At 46.5% G+C, this 17,488-nt stretch carries 14 protein-coding genes and 1 pseudogene; 7 read left to right on the top strand and 8 right to left on the bottom strand.

What is annotated here, in order from left to right:
• Positions 1–5 precede the first annotated feature (5 nt).
• Positions 6–1,217 (bottom strand): multidrug effflux MFS transporter, encoded by a 1,212-nt coding sequence (locus D908_RS11915; RefSeq protein WP_005523930.1) that lies wholly within the window; start codon positions 1,215–1,217, stop codon positions 6–8.
• A gap of 89 nt (positions 1,218–1,306) precedes the next feature.
• Between D908_RS11915 and D908_RS11920 the strand changes: the two genes are divergently transcribed.
• Together D908_RS11920 and D908_RS11925 are read left to right on the top strand one after the other, a co-directional pair.
• Positions 1,307–2,194: a LysR family transcriptional regulator gene (locus D908_RS11920; RefSeq protein WP_005523928.1), complete on the top strand. Its 888-nt coding sequence runs from the start codon at positions 1,307–1,309 to the stop codon at positions 2,192–2,194.
• 223 nt (positions 2,195–2,417) lie between these two features.
• The gene (locus tag D908_RS11925) at positions 2,418–4,268 is read left to right on the top strand and encodes a putative bifunctional diguanylate cyclase/phosphodiesterase (protein ID WP_005523926.1); all 1,851 of its coding nucleotides are present in this window, start codon (positions 2,418–2,420) and stop codon (positions 4,266–4,268) included.
• 63 nt (positions 4,269–4,331) lie between these two features.
• On the opposite strand, the gene D908_RS11930 is transcribed toward D908_RS11925, so the two are convergent.
• Complete coding sequence (locus tag D908_RS11930; protein WP_082320928.1) at positions 4,332–5,633, bottom strand: peptidoglycan DD-metalloendopeptidase family protein; 1,302 nt, start codon at positions 5,631–5,633, stop codon at positions 4,332–4,334.
• Positions 5,634–5,824: 191 nt separating this feature from the next.
• On the bottom strand, positions 5,825–6,124 hold the full coding sequence (locus D908_RS11935) for an isoamylase early set domain-containing protein (RefSeq protein WP_000608716.1): 300 nt from the start codon (positions 6,122–6,124) through the stop codon (positions 5,825–5,827).
• Between the two features lie 340 nt (positions 6,125–6,464).
• Between D908_RS11935 and D908_RS11940 the strand changes: the two genes are divergently transcribed.
• The 4 genes from D908_RS11940 (at position 6,465) to D908_RS11955 (ending at position 11,739) form a co-directional block, all read left to right on the top strand.
• On the top strand, positions 6,465–8,129 hold the full coding sequence (locus D908_RS11940; RefSeq protein WP_005523922.1) for a SulP family inorganic anion transporter: 1,665 nt from the start codon (positions 6,465–6,467) through the stop codon (positions 8,127–8,129).
• 365 nt (positions 8,130–8,494) lie between these two features.
• Positions 8,495–9,871 carry a YjiH family protein gene (locus D908_RS11945; protein ID WP_005523916.1) on the top strand — a complete coding sequence of 459 codons (1,377 nt, stop codon included), beginning with the start codon at positions 8,495–8,497 and terminating at the stop codon, positions 9,869–9,871.
• A gap of 303 nt (positions 9,872–10,174) precedes the next feature.
• Positions 10,175–10,642 carry a putative pterin-binding protein gene (locus D908_RS11950; RefSeq protein ID WP_005523914.1) on the top strand — a complete coding sequence of 156 codons (468 nt, stop codon included), beginning with the start codon at positions 10,175–10,177 and terminating at the stop codon, positions 10,640–10,642.
• Positions 10,639–11,739 (top strand): GGDEF domain-containing protein, encoded by a 1,101-nt coding sequence (locus D908_RS11955; protein ID WP_005523912.1) that lies wholly within the window; start codon positions 10,639–10,641, stop codon positions 11,737–11,739. Before D908_RS11950 ends, D908_RS11955 begins: the two co-directional genes overlap by 4 nt.
• A 46-nt stretch (positions 11,740–11,785) precedes the next feature.
• Here the strand turns inward: D908_RS11955 and pstB are convergent, their stop codons facing one another.
• From pstB to D908_RS11975, 4 genes are all read right to left on the bottom strand, one after another.
• A complete protein-coding gene (gene pstB, locus D908_RS11960) occupies positions 11,786–12,541 on the bottom strand; it encodes a phosphate ABC transporter ATP-binding protein PstB (RefSeq protein ID WP_000858871.1) in 756 nt (251 codons plus the stop codon).
• Positions 12,542–12,569: 28 nt separating this feature from the next.
• On the bottom strand, positions 12,570–13,433 hold the full coding sequence (gene pstA / locus D908_RS11965; protein ID WP_005523910.1) for a phosphate ABC transporter permease PstA: 864 nt from the start codon (positions 13,431–13,433) through the stop codon (positions 12,570–12,572).
• Between the two features lie 5 nt (positions 13,434–13,438).
• Positions 13,439–14,359, bottom strand: a complete 921-nt coding sequence (gene pstC / locus D908_RS11970) for a phosphate ABC transporter permease subunit PstC (protein WP_000150764.1) — start codon at positions 14,357–14,359, stop codon at positions 13,439–13,441.
• 78 nt (positions 14,360–14,437) lie between these two features.
• Positions 14,438–15,259 (bottom strand): phosphate ABC transporter substrate-binding protein, encoded by an 822-nt coding sequence (locus D908_RS11975; RefSeq protein ID WP_005523907.1) that lies wholly within the window; start codon positions 15,257–15,259, stop codon positions 14,438–14,440.
• Between the two features lie 374 nt (positions 15,260–15,633).
• On the opposite strand from D908_RS11975, the gene D908_RS11980 reads away from it, so the two are divergent.
• Entirely contained in the window at positions 15,634–17,277 is a 1,644-nt protein-coding gene (locus D908_RS11980; protein WP_005523905.1) for a methyl-accepting chemotaxis protein, read from the top strand.
• Between the two features lie 58 nt (positions 17,278–17,335).
• Here the strand turns inward: D908_RS11980 and D908_RS11985 are convergent.
• Positions 17,336–17,488: pseudogene (locus D908_RS11985) on the bottom strand (IS4 family transposase); the annotation flags it as partial.

Here is a 17,488-nt window from a genome sequence, read left to right as displayed (position 1 = left end):
ACTCATCACACTGAGGCTTGCACGGCACTTTCTTGGGAACGCGGTTTTTTGGTAGCGATAAGCACCGTTAGCATGGTTAAGCTCACCAAAATATAGAACACACCCACAGCATTTTGGCTGGTAACCCAATGCTCAACCAAATAGCCGCCAAGCAAACCAGCGATCCCCATTTGGATTGATCCCGAGAGAGCCGACACCGCACCCGCTTGGGTTTTGTGAGGCGATAGTAAAAGTGTGGTGGCAAGCGGGAAAGAGATACCCTGCGCAATACTGAGCCATGTGAATGCCCAAACGAGGTTAAACACCGAAAAGTCTGTCAGTAATAACCAAACTCCCGCGAAGATCATCAAGCTGATCGCACACGCTAGCAGTTGTCGCGTGGAGAATCGCGAAGTCAGCATATTTACTACTAGGCTCCCCACCAATAAGCCCGCGGAAGGAATGATGAGAGTAGAACCATAGTCCGCCGCCGTCATGCCGAGCTGTTTTTGCAGCAGGAATGGCAAAATCGACAGCGTCACCAAGCTGGCTAAATAACTCAACCAGTTATAGCTCGCACTGCTGGTGACTTGGTGATTGGTCAGTAACTTGGCGTAGTTGACCACAATACTGCGCCACTGAACACGCCGTTTCGGATAAGGCAGCGTTTCCGGCAAAATCAAAAAACCGAGAGTAAAGATCGCCCCGATATAGATCAGCACAAAAATAAACACCGACTGCCAACTCAAGTGATACGCCATCCAGCCCCCTAACACGGGCGCAATAATCGGCATGATGGAAGCCGTGATCGACAGATAAGAAAGCGCTTTGGTGAGGTGAAACCCATCGTAGCTGTCACGCAGTACGCTCCGTCCCAGTACTGAGGCACTTCCCGCCCCTAAACCTTGCAACAAACGACCAAATTCAAGCGACTGAAAATGATCTGACATCATCACGCAGACGATCGTTCCAACAAGATAGATACCTTGACCGAGCAAAAACGTGGGGCGTCGACCTATCGCATCAGAGAGTGCGCCATAAAACAGCTGAGAACCACCAAAACCCAGTAAAAATAGAGTGACGAGCATCTGCGCACTCGCTTGATCCACCTGTAAATCGCGGCTAATCAGAGGCAGTGAAGGTAAGTAAATACTCACGCCGACTTGGCCCGTTGCGATGATCATCATCGCAAGCAACATCGGGGTTCGGCGAAAACGTGAAGGGGTTTGTGCGTTCATAGCAGAGAGTCTATATTGACAACTCTCATTTGATAATCTCGCAAATTGGAAATAAATTAGTTCCGATAAAGAATGAATAAGGCAAAGAGATGGATTGGCTACAGAGCGTAAAAACATACATCAAAGTGGTTGAGGAAGGCAGTTTCAATGGTGCGGCACGCAAGCTCAACACCACCAGTTCAGCAGTGAGTAAACGCATTCACTGGCTTGAGGAACGCATTGGTGTACAATTGCTTAAACGCACTACGCGCTCTGTCACCCAAACGGAAGCTGGCGCACTGTTTTATCAGCGCGCAAAAGCGCAACTGGAAAGCTGGCAATCGGTGGTGGATGAAACTCGCTCAGTCAACCAAACCCCCGCCGGGCTACTGCGTATAGGTGCGACTTTGGCCGTCGGTTCTAAATTTTTGATGCAGTATCTCGATGAATTTTTACAACGCTATCCTGATATTCGCATTCAGCTCATCACCACGACGCCAGGGCAGTTGCCCGAGCTGCATCTCGATCTCTTTATCAGCCGTGAGATTGATCAGCTCAATTCGCTCAGCTTTAAAGCCACTCCCCTCTTTGAACATCAAGCCGGGTTTTACGCCTCGCCCAGCTATCTTGAAAAGCATGGCACACCAAAGACGCTTCAAGAATTAACTCAGCACAATGTTCTGTGTTGGGGTGAGCAAACCTACCGGGAAGTAAAAACCGCTCAAGGCAAACGCATCACACTAACTGGCAATTTTGCCACTACGAACCCAGAAGCCCTTTTTTACGCGGGAAAAGCAGGAATGGGGGTGATTGTCACAGGGCATATCATGATTAAAGAAGAGCTTAAACAGGGTAATTTAGTGCGTATTTTGCCTGATGTTACTATAGATCAAGCGACAGTGTATGCTTACTACCCAAAATTGGAGTATCAGCACACACGAACCCAACTGTTTCTTGATCACCTAAAACAAAAGCTGGCACAAGCCAAACCACTCTAAGTGATTTATTAAAGGCCACGATTCGGTTCTCTTAGCGGATTTTTTTCCATTTTTTCACTGCGCTAAGCCGCTGAATTAAAAACGTAAGTCGGATTAACCGTACCTTAAGCGGAAAAGCAGGCTGGAAAATCACTCTGATCTCATCAATAGTAACTACATGCATATGAGAGAGTTTCGCAGCGACGAGCTCCATATTGTCAGTAACGGCTAGTGAGATCAGCGTATGTCTAACACTCAACTGGTAGCAGAAAAACTAAGCCTGGATGCCATACACCATTTCAATGGACTCTGTGGTCCAGAACTGCTCTTGCAAGTGACTCAATTTCTACATCGCACTTTCAGTAGCCACAGCTCAATGGTCATTGAGCTGGATAAACCACGTTACAAAGCTCACAACGTATGTTGTGCCAGCATTGAACCAAGCAGCTTAGAACTGCATTACGAGCTTAAAGGCACTCCCTGTGAACAACTTGGGATACAGCAACAATCCTACTGCATCTTTACCAGTAAAGTCGCCGAACTCTTCCCTACAGACACCTACTTGGTTGAAAACCATATCGAGGCGTATCTGGGAATTCCTATCTACTTTTCAAACGGCGAAAATTACGGTGTGTTGATCTCTACCTTTACCCGTCCATTGGAAGATTATGCCAATTTGGTGCTCGTTCATCAGGTCTTGGCCCAGATGATCGCTCATGATTTGGAATGCAAACAGATGACGGCTCGTTCTCAGAGCTTAGTCAATCAATTACGTCACGAAATCTCCCATGACAACCTGACCGGGTTAATGAATCGCAATGATTTGGCCGATAAACTCAATTCAATGATCCGTTGCAGCCAACAGCACTTCACTCTGGCTTTTCTCGACATTGATGGTTTCCGTTCTATCAACGATTTGTATGGTCACTATTTAGGGGATCTGGTGCTGAAATTTGTTGCGGATGCGATAGAGAAAGCCTTGTCGGAAGAGGGGCACGCGTTTCGGGTTGCTGCCGATGAATTTGCTTTTCTGACTACCGCTCATGAACCGATGAAAGTTTGCCAAGCCATCCTCAATCAACTGGCTCAAGACTACGTTGATCAAGATCGGCGGATCAAAATCAGTGTCAGCATTGGTATCGCTAAGTATGGTGGCGAGAAGCTAACCGCAGATCAACTGTTATTCAATGCCAGCCTTGCTTTAAAAGAGTGCAAACGAAACCACAACACACACATTCGTTTCTACGATACTTTGCTGAGTAACCAGTATTATCGGCGCACGCAAATTATCGACGCTCTGCGTCATGAACTGAGTAAACCTACCAATCAAACTGAATTGTACGTGGTTGTTCAGCCCATCGTGAAAAGAAACCAGCCGAATTGGGATTATTTTGAGATCCTGACACGCTGGAAAAGCAGCTCGCTTGGCTTCGTCTCTCCCCTCGAGTTTATTGAGGCTGCAGAACAATCTGGCCTGATTGTGGAGTTGGGCGAGCACATCCTCGATCTCGCCTGCATAGCGAAAACCGAACTAGAACAAAGCTTGGGGCATAAGGTGCGTTTAAGCATTAACTGCTCTGCAGATGAACTGACAAATTCTAATCGCTACTTAGAACATCTATTAAGAACTATCAAGAAATATGGTTTTCGGGCGGACGAATTCACCATTGAGCTCACCGAAACCGTGCTGTTATCGAAAGCCGCAGAGGCACGCAGCATCTTAACCATTTTGCGGGAGCTCGGTTTTAAAATTGCCTTGGACGACTTCGGAACAGGCTATTCAAGCTTGAACTATATTCACAGCTATCCGATTGACTGCATCAAAATCGATGCGACTTTTGTGCATAACTTACTGACCAATCATACCTCCGAAAGCGTGGTTTGGCTGATTATCCAACTCGCCAACCAACTCAAACTCGATTTGGTGGCAGAAGGTGTTGAGAACCAGCAAGCCTTGGATAAGCTGTACCAAATGGGTTGTGAGCAAATCCAAGGCTATTACTTTAGCAAACCCGATTTGCCAAGCATGATGGCTGAACGCTGGCAGCAACAGCTACCACAAAATAGCCCCAAGATTCAGGTCAGCAACGGTTAATCCTCCAGAAACAACAAAGCCCCAAACTGGGGCTTTGTTTTTAGAAGGGACATGCGCTCTTAATTATTGAGCAGCAAGTATGCTTTCTTGTTGAGCAAGCATTTGCTCAAGCTCTTTGCGTTTAGCGACAAATTGAGCCATCTCTTTCTTCGGCACTGAGCTCGCCATCGGAATGTTCGCTTTCATCGCATTCACTGCACGACCACGTACAATTAACTCGTAATGCAAATGAGGCCCCGTCACTCGTCCAGTATTGCCTGAAGAGCCAATACGCTGACCGCGTGACACTTTCTGCCCCTTCTTGACCAGGATCTTGCTCAAGTGCAGATAACGCGTCATATAAGTGCTGCCATGTTGCACAACCACATAGTTACCCGCATAAGGGTGGCTACGTGTCATCACAACTACACCATCTCCTGATGAATAGACTGGCGTGCCAATCGGCATCGCGAAGTCGGTACCATTATGAGGAGCAACGCGTTTGGTTACCGGATGCAGACGTTTAGGGTCGAAATTCGACGAAATACGCCATTTGCTATCAACCGGATAACGCTGGAAAGCGCGCTGTAAGCTGTCACCATTCTTATCGTAATACTGACCATCTTGATGCAGATAAGCCGTGATCTCTTTGCCGCGATTAAAAATCTTAATCGCCTGAATTTCAGAGTTACCTGTGAGCTTATCACCCACGAACTGACGCGAAAGCACCACTTCAAAACGATCGCCACGACGTAAATCGCGCCCGAAATTGATCTTGTCTTTCAGCAAAGTCACGATCTGATCGACATCGGCTGCACCTAATCCGGCACGGTTAGCAGATAGCGAGAAACTACCATCCACTTCGCCGATCAGCGGTTCAACTTTCCATGTGCCCGGGATTTTACGCTCTTCGAATTCATAGCTGCCGTCATCCAGACGCGTATAAACCGCGCGATCGACAAGGCTGAATTCTAACTCCATCTTGCTTAGCGTATTGTCTTTGCCTTTCCAAAAACGCAACACGTTGCCCGGTCTCAAAGTATCGAGAGCAAGATAGTTTAAATCCGTTTCCATGACCTTCATCAGCTCGGTATACGCAAAACCAAGCTGGCTAAAAATAGTACTCAGATTATCGCCTGGCTTAATCTCATACTCATAGTCTGGATGACCCGCTTTGATCACTTCCGTCTGTTCTGTCGCGCCTTCAGTATTTGCAAAAGGAACGAATGATGCCTCAGGGAGAGAGAGCTCAATTCGGTGTTGCCGAGTAGGACTGTTTAGCGAAGTTGAAATCGCGGCCACAGCCAAAAGCGGCAAACCTACCAATGTCACTTTCTTTCGCGTTGAAAGCTCAGAAAATCGCAAAATAATAGATTTAGATGTCACCAATTTACCTGTGGAGAAAAGCCCAAATTAGCCCAAGAGTAAGGGTTTCAGCACGGTTTGTCACCTGTGCATTCGTCAAATTAAAGCAAAAAAGGCACCAATGTGCCTTTCAAAAATAGAAGATTTTGTGTGGTGGCAGCAACTTAGTTCTTTGTGATTTTTTAGGCTTTCGCTTAAAAATGCTACTCAAATCACTGATAAGTGGTCAGCAGACAATTTTCTTCACCAAAACCATTGGCTATGTACTGATCTGCATGGGGATCATTGACCCATTCTTGCTGATCGAGCAGATAACGAAACTGAAATTCGCGATCTTTCGGTAAACGGGTTTTAAATTTAAAGGTGCTCGATTTGGCGACTTTTTTCATTGGCTCAGGCTGCCAACCTAAAAAATCAGCCACAATTGCAACTTCAGAAGCAGCCTCTGGTGCGTTGCACTCAAAGGTCACTTCTACTTCATCTTTTGTTTTAAGGAACTTCTTGTTAATCATGTCAAACTCCATCTTCGAACAAAAAACAATCAACACAAGGGATGATAGGTAATTTGTTCTCTATACTCAACCTGCAATCTATCAATTGAGTGCATATACGAGATGAGTAATAAACCACCAGATTTTCCGCATGAGATTCCGATTACTTCGACCCTACGAAGTTAACTTAGAGCAACACATTGGTTTAACGAAAGTTAATCGCATGAAATTAAAAGATTAATTTTTGAAACTTGCCGTTACTAAGGCTTTAGGGCTCTACGGAAGTATCCCTTTACAGCCTATAAAATGAGCGTAGAATCCTCGGCGTTTTCATTTCCCTATTTTTATTAAGGTGATCATTATGTTTGCCATCTATGAATCCTATAAAGCCGGTCAGTTGCAACCTAAACATTGGGTCAACAATATTACAGCAGGATTGATAGTTGGGGTGGTTGCACTGCCGTTAGCGATGGCTTTTGCTATTGCTTCCGGCGTAAAACCAGAACAAGGAATTTATACAGCAATCATCGCCGGGATCATTGTTTCCCTGTTTGGTGGTTCACGAGTACAAATCGCCGGCCCAACCGGCGCGTTTATTGTTATTCTTGCTGGCATCGTCGCTGAACATGGCATTGCTGGCCTACAAATTGCCACCATTATGGCGGGCTTTATTCTGGTGATTCTGGGTTTAGCTCGTTTAGGTAGCATCATCCGTTATATTCCCGACCCTGTTATCGTGGGTTTTACCTCCGGTATTGGGGTGATCATTTGGGTTGGCCAATGGCGTGATTTCTTTGGTCTTCCTGAGATCAAAGGCGAGCACTTCCATCAAAAATTGATAGCGATTTTCCACGCTTTCCCTCAATTTCATCTCACCACGACTCTGCTGGCGCTCTTGTCACTGGCCCTGGTAATTTTTGGCCCCAAAATCCCAAAACTCTCCAAGATTCCGGGACCTCTGCTGGCGTTGCTTGTCGTAACCACACTGCAATATGTGATTGGTTTCGAGGGTGTAAGAACCATTGGCTCGGCTTTTGGCGGTATTCCACAAGGTTTGCCTGAGTTTGCTTTACCAGATCTCAGCCTAAGCCAGATGATTCAGCTGATTGGCCCTGCGTTTGCCATTGCAATGCTAGGTGCTATTGAATCTTTACTCTCTGCGGTGGTAGCAGATGGTATGGCGGGCACTAAGCACAACTCTAACCAAGAGCTGGTCGGCCAAGGCATCGCTAACATCGTTGCTCCGTTGTTTGGCGGGATTGCCGCAACAGGGGCGATTGCACGTACCGCAACGAACATCCGTAACGGCGGCACAAGTCCGATTGCGGGGGTAATGCATGCGTTAACCCTCGTCATTATCCTCCTAGTTCTGGCTCCTTTGGCGGTTAATATTCCTCTGGCAACATTGAGCGCTATTTTGTTTGTGGTGGCTTGGAATATGAGTGAAGCCCCCCACTTCATCCAGCTGGCAAAACGTGCACCGCGCGCAGACGTGGCCATTCTGCTGCTGACCTTCGGTTTAACGGTATTTGCGGATCTCGTGGTTGCCGTCAATATCGGTGTGATCATTGCTATGCTGCACTTTGTAAAACGCATGGCTTCGAGTGTCGAAGTGAAAGCCAACGGCTCGCAAGATATGAGCTACGAGCTGGCTCAGCAAGGTAAAACCGCCCTGCCTCGTGAACTGGCTGTATACGCACTGGAAGGGCCTTTCTTCTTTGCCGCGGCGGAAACCTTCGAGCGAGTCATGAGCAGTATTCAGGAAACACCACAGATACTGATCTTACGCTTAAAATGGGTGCCGTTTATGGATATAACGGGCATTCAAACGCTGGAAGAGATTATCCAAAGTTTCCACAAACGTGGCATCAAGGTACTGATTTCTGGCGCTAACAGCCGTGTTTCTCAAAAGCTACTCAAAGCCGGCATTGTCGGACTGGTCGGAGAGCAAAATGTTTACCCTGCGTTTGAAGGCGCACTCAGTGCAGCCCTGACTGAAATTGATGCTAAGCAGACGGCAGAGTAAAGCGATAATATCCATCTGATGTAGAACTTTCATTTTCTAAGCAAAAAGCCCTCTATTCACAGAGGGCTTTTTTTGTTTATTCGCTTAGTCAAACGCCATCAAAGTGAGCTTCCATGACGTGAATTTCACCCTGCCAATGATAAATTTAACAATATTTATACAAAACTCCGCCTAATTTAGAAACATCAGGAAATAAATTTGAATGTATACCCAAAATAAATGAATAGTATTGCGAAGGGTGTAAAAAATAGATATTCTTGCGCCCACTGACTAAATACGGAAGTGCAGTGAATTTTTATGCCATGGTGTGGCGAATTTCGACCGACCAATGCGTCAGCATGACGCAGTATTAATAGAGAAGACGAATGCAAGATAATACGCAAACCCTAGAGCCGCCGGTAAAGAGTAACTCGGGCAATCTGTGGATGTTCCTGATCCCTTCATTGATCGGGCTTTTCCTGTTTATGGCGCCCATCAGTTACGATGGTTCCTTAACCATTCCTGTTGCCGTATTAGCGAAATCGGTTCAAGCGTTATTTGGTGACTCTCTCGTTACTGTGGTCACTGTGATCATTGCATTTATGTCGGCCGCTTCCGTAGTGACAAAACTGTTTCAGCCAAGCTGGGTAATGAACCGCCCTTTCTTAAATAGTTTGTTCAATCCTTCTTGGTTATGGTTAACCGTACGTGTAATTGGCGGAGCTGCCGTCATCATGACTTTCTTCCAGATCGGTCCGAAAGCGATTTGGGAAGAAAATACTGGCGGCTTGGTGCTGGAAGGTTTGCTTCCAACGCTATTTTCTGTGTTTATTTTTGCGGGCTTACTGCTACCGCTGCTGCTCAATTTCGGTTTACTGGAACTGTTTGGCAGCCTGCTGAGCAAAGTAATGCGCCCAGTGTTTAACCTTCCTGGTCGTAGTGCGATTGACTGTATGGCGTCTTGGCTTGGGGATGGCAGCGTGGGTATTTTGCTAACCAGTAAGCAGTATGAAGAAAAGTTTTACACACAGCGTGAAGCGGCCGTGGTCGGTACCACGTTCTCTGCTGTTTCAATCACTTTCAGTCTGGTGGTTATTGCGCAAGTTGAACTAGAGCACCTATTCCTGCCTTTCTACGGCGCAGTGTGTTTAGCAGGCTTTGTTGCCGCGGTGGTGATCCCTCGCCTACCGCCACTGTCATGGAAGAAAGATACTTATATTGATGGCAGCAAGCCTCATCCTGATGCGGATGCTGTTCCAGAAGGTCACACTGCATTCTCTTGGGGTATGGAGCTGGCATTGGCTAAAGCCGCCAAAGTAAGTTCAGTGAAATCCGTGATCGGTGAAGGCGTACGTAATGCGGTTGACATGGTGTTCGGTGTACTTCCTGTCGTTATGGGGCTAGGTACCATCGCTTTGGTTATCGCTGAATACACCTCTGTTTTCTCACTGCTTGGTCAACCTTTCATTCCATTCTTGGAACTGCTTGGTGTACCTGAGGCGGTTGCCGCCTCAAAAACCATTGTGGTCGGTTTTGCGGACATGTTTATCCCTGCCATTTTGGCGGCGTCTATCGACAACGAAATGACACGCTTTGTGATTGCTGCGATGTCAGTTACCCAGCTCATTTATATGTCTGAAGTGGGCGCACTGCTGCTTGGTAGCCGTATTCCAGTGAATATTTTCGAACTGTTTGTGATCTTCATCTTACGTACCCTCATCACTTTACCTGTGATTGCAGCGGTAGCACATCTGCTGTTCTAAACCGTCTCTCAATTAAGAAGCGCCATCAATATGGCGCTTTTTTAACTCAAAATCTCATTTCTGATTCTTTTTATCATCAATTTTATTAATATCAGTGATTTTCATATCAACCAACTCCGCCTATAATTCAACCAAAATATGGCTACTAACCCATCGAGTTATCGTTTCCAAACGATTTGACATCACACACTCAGTGAAACTCATCACAAGATCGGAATAGCCCACATAACGTTTTCTCACTTCTAGTTTTGACTGACTGGAAGAAAAGTGGGAGCTTTGTCAAACAGCACGGAATAAAAAATCATGAGATGGATGTGGCTGATATTGACCTTATTGTGCAGTTCTTTTGCTTTTTCGTCGGACATCACGATACAAGTTGCAGACGCGCCACCTAAGGTTCTTTCGCTGAAAGAGTTAAGTAGTAAGTTGCCTCAGGTTACTTTTACCACTCAGTTGCCATGGCTTTATAGTGAGCATCGCTTTACTGGCTTTAAGGTCAGTGACTTGCTCAACTATTTGGATCAGGATCAGGTACGTTCAGTAACTTTTATGGCACTGAATGACTATGCTGCTAATATTTCGATAGAGGATATTAATCAACATTCCCCGATTGTGGCGTACTACATGGATGGTGCCGATATGAAAATTCGCGATAAGGGGCCATTTTGGTTGGTATATAACTTAGATCAGAATCCGAAATTGAATGCTCCCATTTACTACAGCCATATGGTTTGGCAGATCAGTCATATCCTAATTCACAAGAAGCCATGAACACACAAAACCAGAAAACACTGCATCCAATGATATTGCACGCCAAGTCGTTACTGATCGTCATGTCGGCAATTCTGATTCTGGCTAACCTATATTTGCTCAATACCACCCGTGAATTGTCTAAATCCTACTCTTCACAAACCAATCAAGCGATCTGGTTTTTATTCCAACTCAATAAAGAATTCACCGAGCTGATTGCCCTTTCACCTTATCTGCTGGAATCTGAAAGCAACCGCAAGCAAGTTATGGTGAAATATGAACTCACTTGGAGCCGGTTTGATTTGATCCTCAATAGTCCCGAGGCAGATAGCATCATCGGCTTGCCCAATACCCGTGATTTTTTCCAAGCTGCATTTTCCCGCTTTAAGCAGCTTGAACCCTTACTGTTGGCAGCCAATGACTCTAAAAGTTTAAAAGACTTTATTTTAGCAACCGAAACAGAACTCGATATTTTCATTCAATTTATTAATCGGACTTTTGGGGTTCAAAGCCCTCTGTACATGGAGCAAAAAGAGCAGGTCAATTACCTGAGCCGGATTCAATTCATGCTGATGCTTCTGATGTTCGGGTGTGTCGGGCTCGTCAGTTTTATCCTGCATAAAGAAGCTGCCTATCACCGAATTTTGGCACTGACGGACCCGTTAACGGGTTTAGAAAACCGCACTGCCATGTTCACCGAGCTAGAGCGCCATCGCCGCAGCGGCGGTTTCTCACTGTTTCTGATTGATCTCAATGGCTTTAAGTTGATTAATGATACCTATGGGCACCAAATGGGTGACATCGTACTCAAACAGGTAGCCGATCGTTTAAATCACTCAATTCCGGCTTTCGATTACCGCGTCTTCCGAATGGGTGGCGATGAGTTTGCCTTGATTTTGAGCAGCATTAATTCCACAGAACAGATGATGATGCAGCGCATGATCAAAGAGTGCTTTGACCAAGAATTCGAATTAAATGGTTCTTTAAACGCCAAACTGAGTACCAGCGTAGGCATCAGTACTTACCCGCTTGATACCACCAACCTTAACCAGTTGATTCATTTGGCCGATAAAAACATGTATGAGATGAAGTTTCTACAAAAAAGCCCCTCATCGTGAGGGGCAAAATTTACCATCGCTTATAGTTATAATTCGTTTATATGGATTAACCGAAGTCACCGTTTACGTAACCACGGGTACGATCGTCGCGCGGGTTACTAAAGATCACTTGTGTCTCATTGTGCTCGACCAATTCGCCCATTAAGAAGAAGGCGGTGCGGTCAGAAATACGACGTGCTTGCTGCATCGAGTGAGTCACAATCACTATGGTGTAGTTTTTCTTCAGATCTTCCATCAATTCTTCAATTTTGTGCGTCGCAATCGGGTCGAGGGCTGAAGTCGGTTCATCCATCAAAATCACATCAGGCTCCATCGCAATGGTGCGCGCAATACAAAGACGCTGCTGCTGACCACCTGATAGACCAAAGGCATGAGACTTGAGGCGATCTTTCACCTCATCCCATAAAGCCGCACCACGCAATGAGCGTTCGACCACTTCATCAAGATGCTTTTTGTCCTTAACGCCTTGTGCACGTAAGCCATACGCTACGTTTTCATAAATGCTCATCGGGAATGGGTTTGGCTTTTGGAAAACCATGCCTACGCGAATTCGCAGGTCTGACACATCAATGTTGCCATACACATCTTGGCCATCCATGGTCAGTTTGCCAGTAATTTTCACCCCTTCAATCAGATCATTCATGCGGTTCAAGCAGCGAAGTAGGGTTGATTTACCGCAGCCCGAAGGGCCAATCAGCGCGGTGACTTGACGAGTAGGAATCGGCAGATTGATCGATTTCAGTGCTTGGTTCTCGCCGTAGAACAGATCAAGGTTTTCGATATTGAATTTGGTCGTTTTCATTGTGTTATCTCTAAATTCTGTCAATGACTTAATAGGTCGCAGTATTGAATCGTTTGGCGATTAACTTGGTGATCATGTTGATCAGCAAGACCACAACAATCAGCACTGTCGCCGTGCCATAAGCTTGATTCCATTCATCAATGGTGAAGAGCTCAGTCGTCAGTTTGTACAGGTGTACGGTCAGTGTGCGTCCAGAATCGAGCAGAGAATCGGGAATACGCGCCACCATACCTGCGGTCAAAAACACCGGTGCGGATTCACCAATTACCCGGCCAATACTCAAAATGACAGAAGTTAAAATCCCCGGCATCGCACTAGGCAAAATCAGCCGACGGATGGTGTAAATTTTTGAAGCACCCACACCATATGAGCCTTCACGATAAGTCTGCGGTACCGCCATTAAGGCTTCTTCGGTCGTACGGATAATCACCGGCAGGATCAAAATACTCAGCGTCAATGCACCAGAAAGAATCGAGAAACCAAGCCCCAAAATCGCTACGAAGAAGGTCATACCAAACAGACCAAAGATGATCGATGGGATACCGGCCAGTGACTCAGTACAAAAACGGATGATTTTGACTAAACGGCTGCCCACCTTGGCATATTCGGTGAGATAAATCGCCGTCATGATGCCGATAGGCGCAGCAACCGCGATGGACGCTATCACCATATAAATGGTTGAAACGATCATCGGGAAAATACCGTGTTCATCCCCTGTGTGGGTGTAGTTGTCGGTAATGAACTTCCAGTCAACGTGCTGCAACCCGTTAGACAAGATGTACCAGATAATCCAGAACAGGAAACCCACGGTTAACGCCGCTGAAAGCCAGATAAATGCGCGTAAGACATTGTCTTTCACTACGCGCGCTTGTTTGAGTTTTACGCGATCCATGTCCACTACCTCGCTTTTTCACGGTTCAAGTACAGCAACGCCGCGTTCAGCATCATGATAAACACCAGTAACACCACACCAGTTGCGTAGAGCGCATTAGCATGAACACCACTGGCGTAAGACATTTCAATCGCAATATTGGCGGTTAAGGTACGTGCCGAATCGAGCAGACCTTCGGGCATTGCAGGGGCATTCCCCATCACCATGATGATCGCCATGGTTTCACCCAGAGCGCGGCCGATACCCAAAATAACACCCGTCATGATCCCCGAACGCGCTGCCGGAACCAGCAGTTTAAAGATGGTGTAAATGCTTGAAGCGCCGAGCGCGAGTGAGCCCTCTTTATAGGCACGAGGTACTGCACGGATCGAGGTTTCGGAGACAGTGATCACTGTAGGCAGAATCATCACACCAAGCACGATAATCCCAGCCAGAATCGTGTTCCCCGCGGGAACATTAAATACGTTTTGGATCAATGGCACTATGATGACCAAGCCAAAGAACCCGTAAACCACTGAAGGAATACCAGCAAGCAGCTCAACCGCAGGACGAATCACATCTGCGACACGCTTGGGCGCAACCTCAGCAATGAAAATGGCAGTGAGAACCCCCACTGGCACACCGACAATTACGGCGCCAAAAGTGGAGACGATGGAAGCGACAATCATGGTCGCGACACCATACAGTGCAGGGGGTAACCAGTCTTGTCCAAGCACAATGCCTGACAATCCTGCTTCTTCGAACGCAGGGATACTTTCACGAACAATGAAGTACGCAATGATGGCGAGCGAAACAATGCCAATCACGGCACTGGTGAGAAACAAACCGTGAAAGATGCGTTCTTTCCAGTCAACACGTCGTTGCTCACGCAGACTACGCATAGAGGTATTATCCATAGGCTTGTCACTACTTGTTGCGATGGTCATACAATCACCTATCGAACTGATGTCGATGTAAACAAAGTACCCGACCCAATTTGGGTCGGGAAAAGAGTGTGGAGCAAATTAGTTAACTGTGATGTAGCCTTTGTCAGCAACAATCTTTTGTGCATCACCAGAGAGCATCCATTCTAGGAATTTCTGTGCTTCTGCTGATGGCTTACCTTGCTTGTAAAGCACGAGGAATGGACGTGAAACCTTGTAAGAGCCGTTTTTCACGTTATCCACGTTGGCTTCAACGCCATTCACAGACAAAGCATGCACTGAGCTATCTACCGTACCGAGCGAGATGTAGCCGATAGAGTAAGGGTTAGATGCCACCATGGTTTTCAGCGCACCGTTGCCGTTTGCCACTTGAGCACGTTGAGAAATGGCCGACACTTCTTTATCAGCAATTTTCTTTTTCAGTTCCATGATGTCTTCGAATGCACCACGAGTACCTGAAGCCGTGTCACGAGTGATCGCAACGATTGGCTTATCTTCACCACCCACTTGTTTCCAGTTGGTGATTTCGCCTTTGTAAATTTCAGAAACTTGCTCTGCGGTCAGACCTTTTACCGTGTTGCTTGGGTGAACCACCACCGCGATACCATCCAAAGCGATTTTCTCTTCAACCAGATTGGTTTCTTTTTCAGAATCTTTCAGGTTACGCGATGACATACCGATATCCGCGCTGCCGTTTTTAGCCGCTTTAATGCCTGCTGATGAGCCAGGGCCTTGTACTTCAATGAAAACTTCAGGATTCATTTTTGCGTAGGTTTCAGAAAACACTTCCATCAGCGGAGTAACACTGCTTGAGCCCACTGCTGAGATTGTCTCTTTCGCCATAACTGGAGTTACTGCAAGTGCGCCCATAAGAGCGATAGCACCGATTACTGTCTTTTTCATCACAAATTTCCTATAAGTGGCTTTGTTGCCGTTGTGTTTCACTTGAACGAGGCTCACTTTAGGCCGTGAATATGACAATTATGTTTCACTTAATTGAACCCTCTATGACACCTCCAACTTATTGTTCATTAAATCCACACACATAGCGTTTTCACCTAAGTGCTTATCAGGCTCGCAACAAAAAATTCACCACCAAGCTTTAATATTTCTTCTATCGAAATAAATTGCGCAAAAGTGTGATCTTAATCCCTTCCTTGTTGTAACCAAGGGTTTACCAACGATTGCAATCTCACCAACGATACATATTATCGAGGGGCAATACATTCTAAATAACAATAATTATTCTTACTTACATTTTTCAGAAGAGGACCACCATGCGCCAGTTACTCAGCGGTTTGTCTATCAAACTGCAGGTTGTAGTACCTGTGTTTTTCACAATGCTTTTACTCGTTACCGGGATCGTGTTCAGTACATCCACACTCAAAACCGCGTTTAGTCAGGTTTCAGACTCCACTGAACATCTTATTATTGATAAGGACAATCTCACCGCTATTATCGACAACACCTATGCCATGCGAATCAGCGCAATTTACAGCCTGTTTCGTCCGGATGAAGTGAAAGTTCTGCCCTCCGTACTCAAAGACAGACAAAGCCAAAACTTACAGCTGATGCGTGCTTTCAGTGATAACCCAGAGCTGCAAGATGAAGTCCGCGCTTTAACCAAAGCGATGCAGAACTATGTGGATTACTCCATCAACACCATGATCCCACTGTTGAATACCCGACACACCACAGAACAAACCAGTGCTGAGTTTGATCTTCAATACCAACAAGCCTCTAACGCTTACCGCGCAGCAGGCAATGACATGGTCAAAGCGATCAGTGATCTTTCCCAATCACTGAATAAACTCGCGATCCGCACCATCAAAGAGAGTGAAACACAACATGATTCCGTGCTCAGTAACTCCACGATTTCTCTGATCGCCATACTGGTTGCCGCAGCACTATTCAGCTGGATTTTGGCAGGCATTATTGTGAAACCACTGAGCCAGCTGCAACAAACCATGCGTGCCGTCGCCAGCGGCAACTTGCTTGTTAAAGCAGAAGAAGAGGGTAATAACGAAATCACACTGCTTGCGCGAGATGTCAATGCAACAGTTGACCAACTGCGCCAAACCGTCGAAAGCTTAGTACGCATCAGTACCGATGTGGCTTCGGCTTCCACCGAATTAGCCGCCGTGATGACGCAATCCAGCGTCAACTCAGATCAAGAGAAACAGGAAGTAGAACTTGTGGCATCGGCGGTGAATCAGCTTCAAAGCACTGCGCAAAGTGTCACCGACCATGCGCACAGCGCAGATGGTGCCGCGCAACAAGCCACTCAGCTCGCGTCACAAAGCTTGCGTATGTTTGAAGAAAGCCATCGAGCTACCGCGAAAATGGCGGATCAGCTTGCCGAAGCGGCGCAAGTCGTGAATCAGCTAAAAGAGCAGTCTGAACGCATCGGAAACGTGACGGAAGTGATCCGCAGCATCTCCGAGCAGACCAATCTCTTAGCTCTGAACGCCGCCATTGAAGCCGCGCGTGCGGGTGAAAGTGGACGGGGTTTTGCCGTTGTTGCTGACGAAGTACGTATGCTAGCGGCGAGAACGCAAACCTCAACTCAAGAGATCCAAGCCATCATCGAAGAGTTGCAAAACCAGTCCAACACCGCCAACAGCAGCATGCACTCTAGCCTGCGTTTGCTCGAGCAGAACCAATCCTTGGCCGCTAAAGTCAGCACATCGCTCAGTGAAATCAGTCAATCAATCGACGCACTGGGGCAGATCAATGCGCAAGTTGCCACAGCCTCGGAAGAACAAAGCCAAGTGACAAAAGACATCAACCGCAATCTGAGTAACATCTATGAGCTAGTGAGCCAAAATGTCACTGGGATCACTCAGTCAGCCGCCGCCAGCCAAGAGCTTTCCAATCTTGCTGAACAACAAAACCAGCAGTTGCAATACTTCCGGGTATAACACGCGCAGCTCTGAGTTAATCCGCATAAAAAAACCGCCAATACTGGCTGTCTCTTGATCACATTTCATGCTCAAGAGACATTGCAAGCTCGTAACCTTCAAGGATGGTTTGTAGTTTGAACCATCCTTCCCAAAGTCGCTCCCAGCCCACTATTCCTGTTCGTTTACTATCGTGCCACCCAGCTAATTTCCCTAAGCCAAGATAAGCCCA

It is taken from the genome of Vibrio mimicus CAIM 602 (assembly GCF_000338875.1).
Classification (GTDB): Bacteria; Pseudomonadota; Gammaproteobacteria; order Enterobacterales; family Vibrionaceae; genus Vibrio; species Vibrio mimicus.
This window is presented reverse-complemented; position numbering and strand designations above follow the sequence as displayed.

Bases quoted from the DNA above. Each gene is read 5' to 3' on its own strand.
- D908_RS11915 (WP_005523930.1), bottom strand. From the start codon at position 1,217: ATGAACGCACAAACCCCTTCACGTTTTCGCCGAACCCCGATGTTGCTT.
- D908_RS11920 (WP_005523928.1), top strand. From the start codon at position 1,307: ATGGATTGGCTACAGAGCGTAAAAACATACATCAAAGTGGTTGAGGAA.
- D908_RS11925 (WP_005523926.1), top strand. From the start codon at position 2,418: ATGTCTAACACTCAACTGGTAGCAGAAAAACTAAGCCTGGATGCCATA.
- D908_RS11935 (WP_000608716.1), bottom strand. From the start codon at position 6,124: ATGATTAACAAGAAGTTCCTTAAAACAAAAGATGAAGTAGAAGTGACC.
- D908_RS11940 (WP_005523922.1), top strand. From the start codon at position 6,465: ATGTTTGCCATCTATGAATCCTATAAAGCCGGTCAGTTGCAACCTAAA.
- D908_RS11945 (WP_005523916.1), top strand. From the start codon at position 8,495: ATGCAAGATAATACGCAAACCCTAGAGCCGCCGGTAAAGAGTAACTCG.
- D908_RS11950 (WP_005523914.1), top strand. From the start codon at position 10,175: ATGAGATGGATGTGGCTGATATTGACCTTATTGTGCAGTTCTTTTGCT.
- D908_RS11955 (WP_005523912.1), top strand. From the start codon at position 10,639: ATGAACACACAAAACCAGAAAACACTGCATCCAATGATATTGCACGCC.
- pstB (WP_000858871.1), bottom strand. From the start codon at position 12,541: ATGAAAACGACCAAATTCAATATCGAAAACCTTGATCTGTTCTACGGC.
- pstA (WP_005523910.1), bottom strand. From the start codon at position 13,433: ATGGATCGCGTAAAACTCAAACAAGCGCGCGTAGTGAAAGACAATGTC.
- pstC (WP_000150764.1), bottom strand. From the start codon at position 14,359: ATGACCATCGCAACAAGTAGTGACAAGCCTATGGATAATACCTCTATG.
- D908_RS11975 (WP_005523907.1), bottom strand. From the start codon at position 15,259: ATGAAAAAGACAGTAATCGGTGCTATCGCTCTTATGGGCGCACTTGCA.
- D908_RS11980 (WP_005523905.1), top strand. From the start codon at position 15,634: ATGCGCCAGTTACTCAGCGGTTTGTCTATCAAACTGCAGGTTGTAGTA.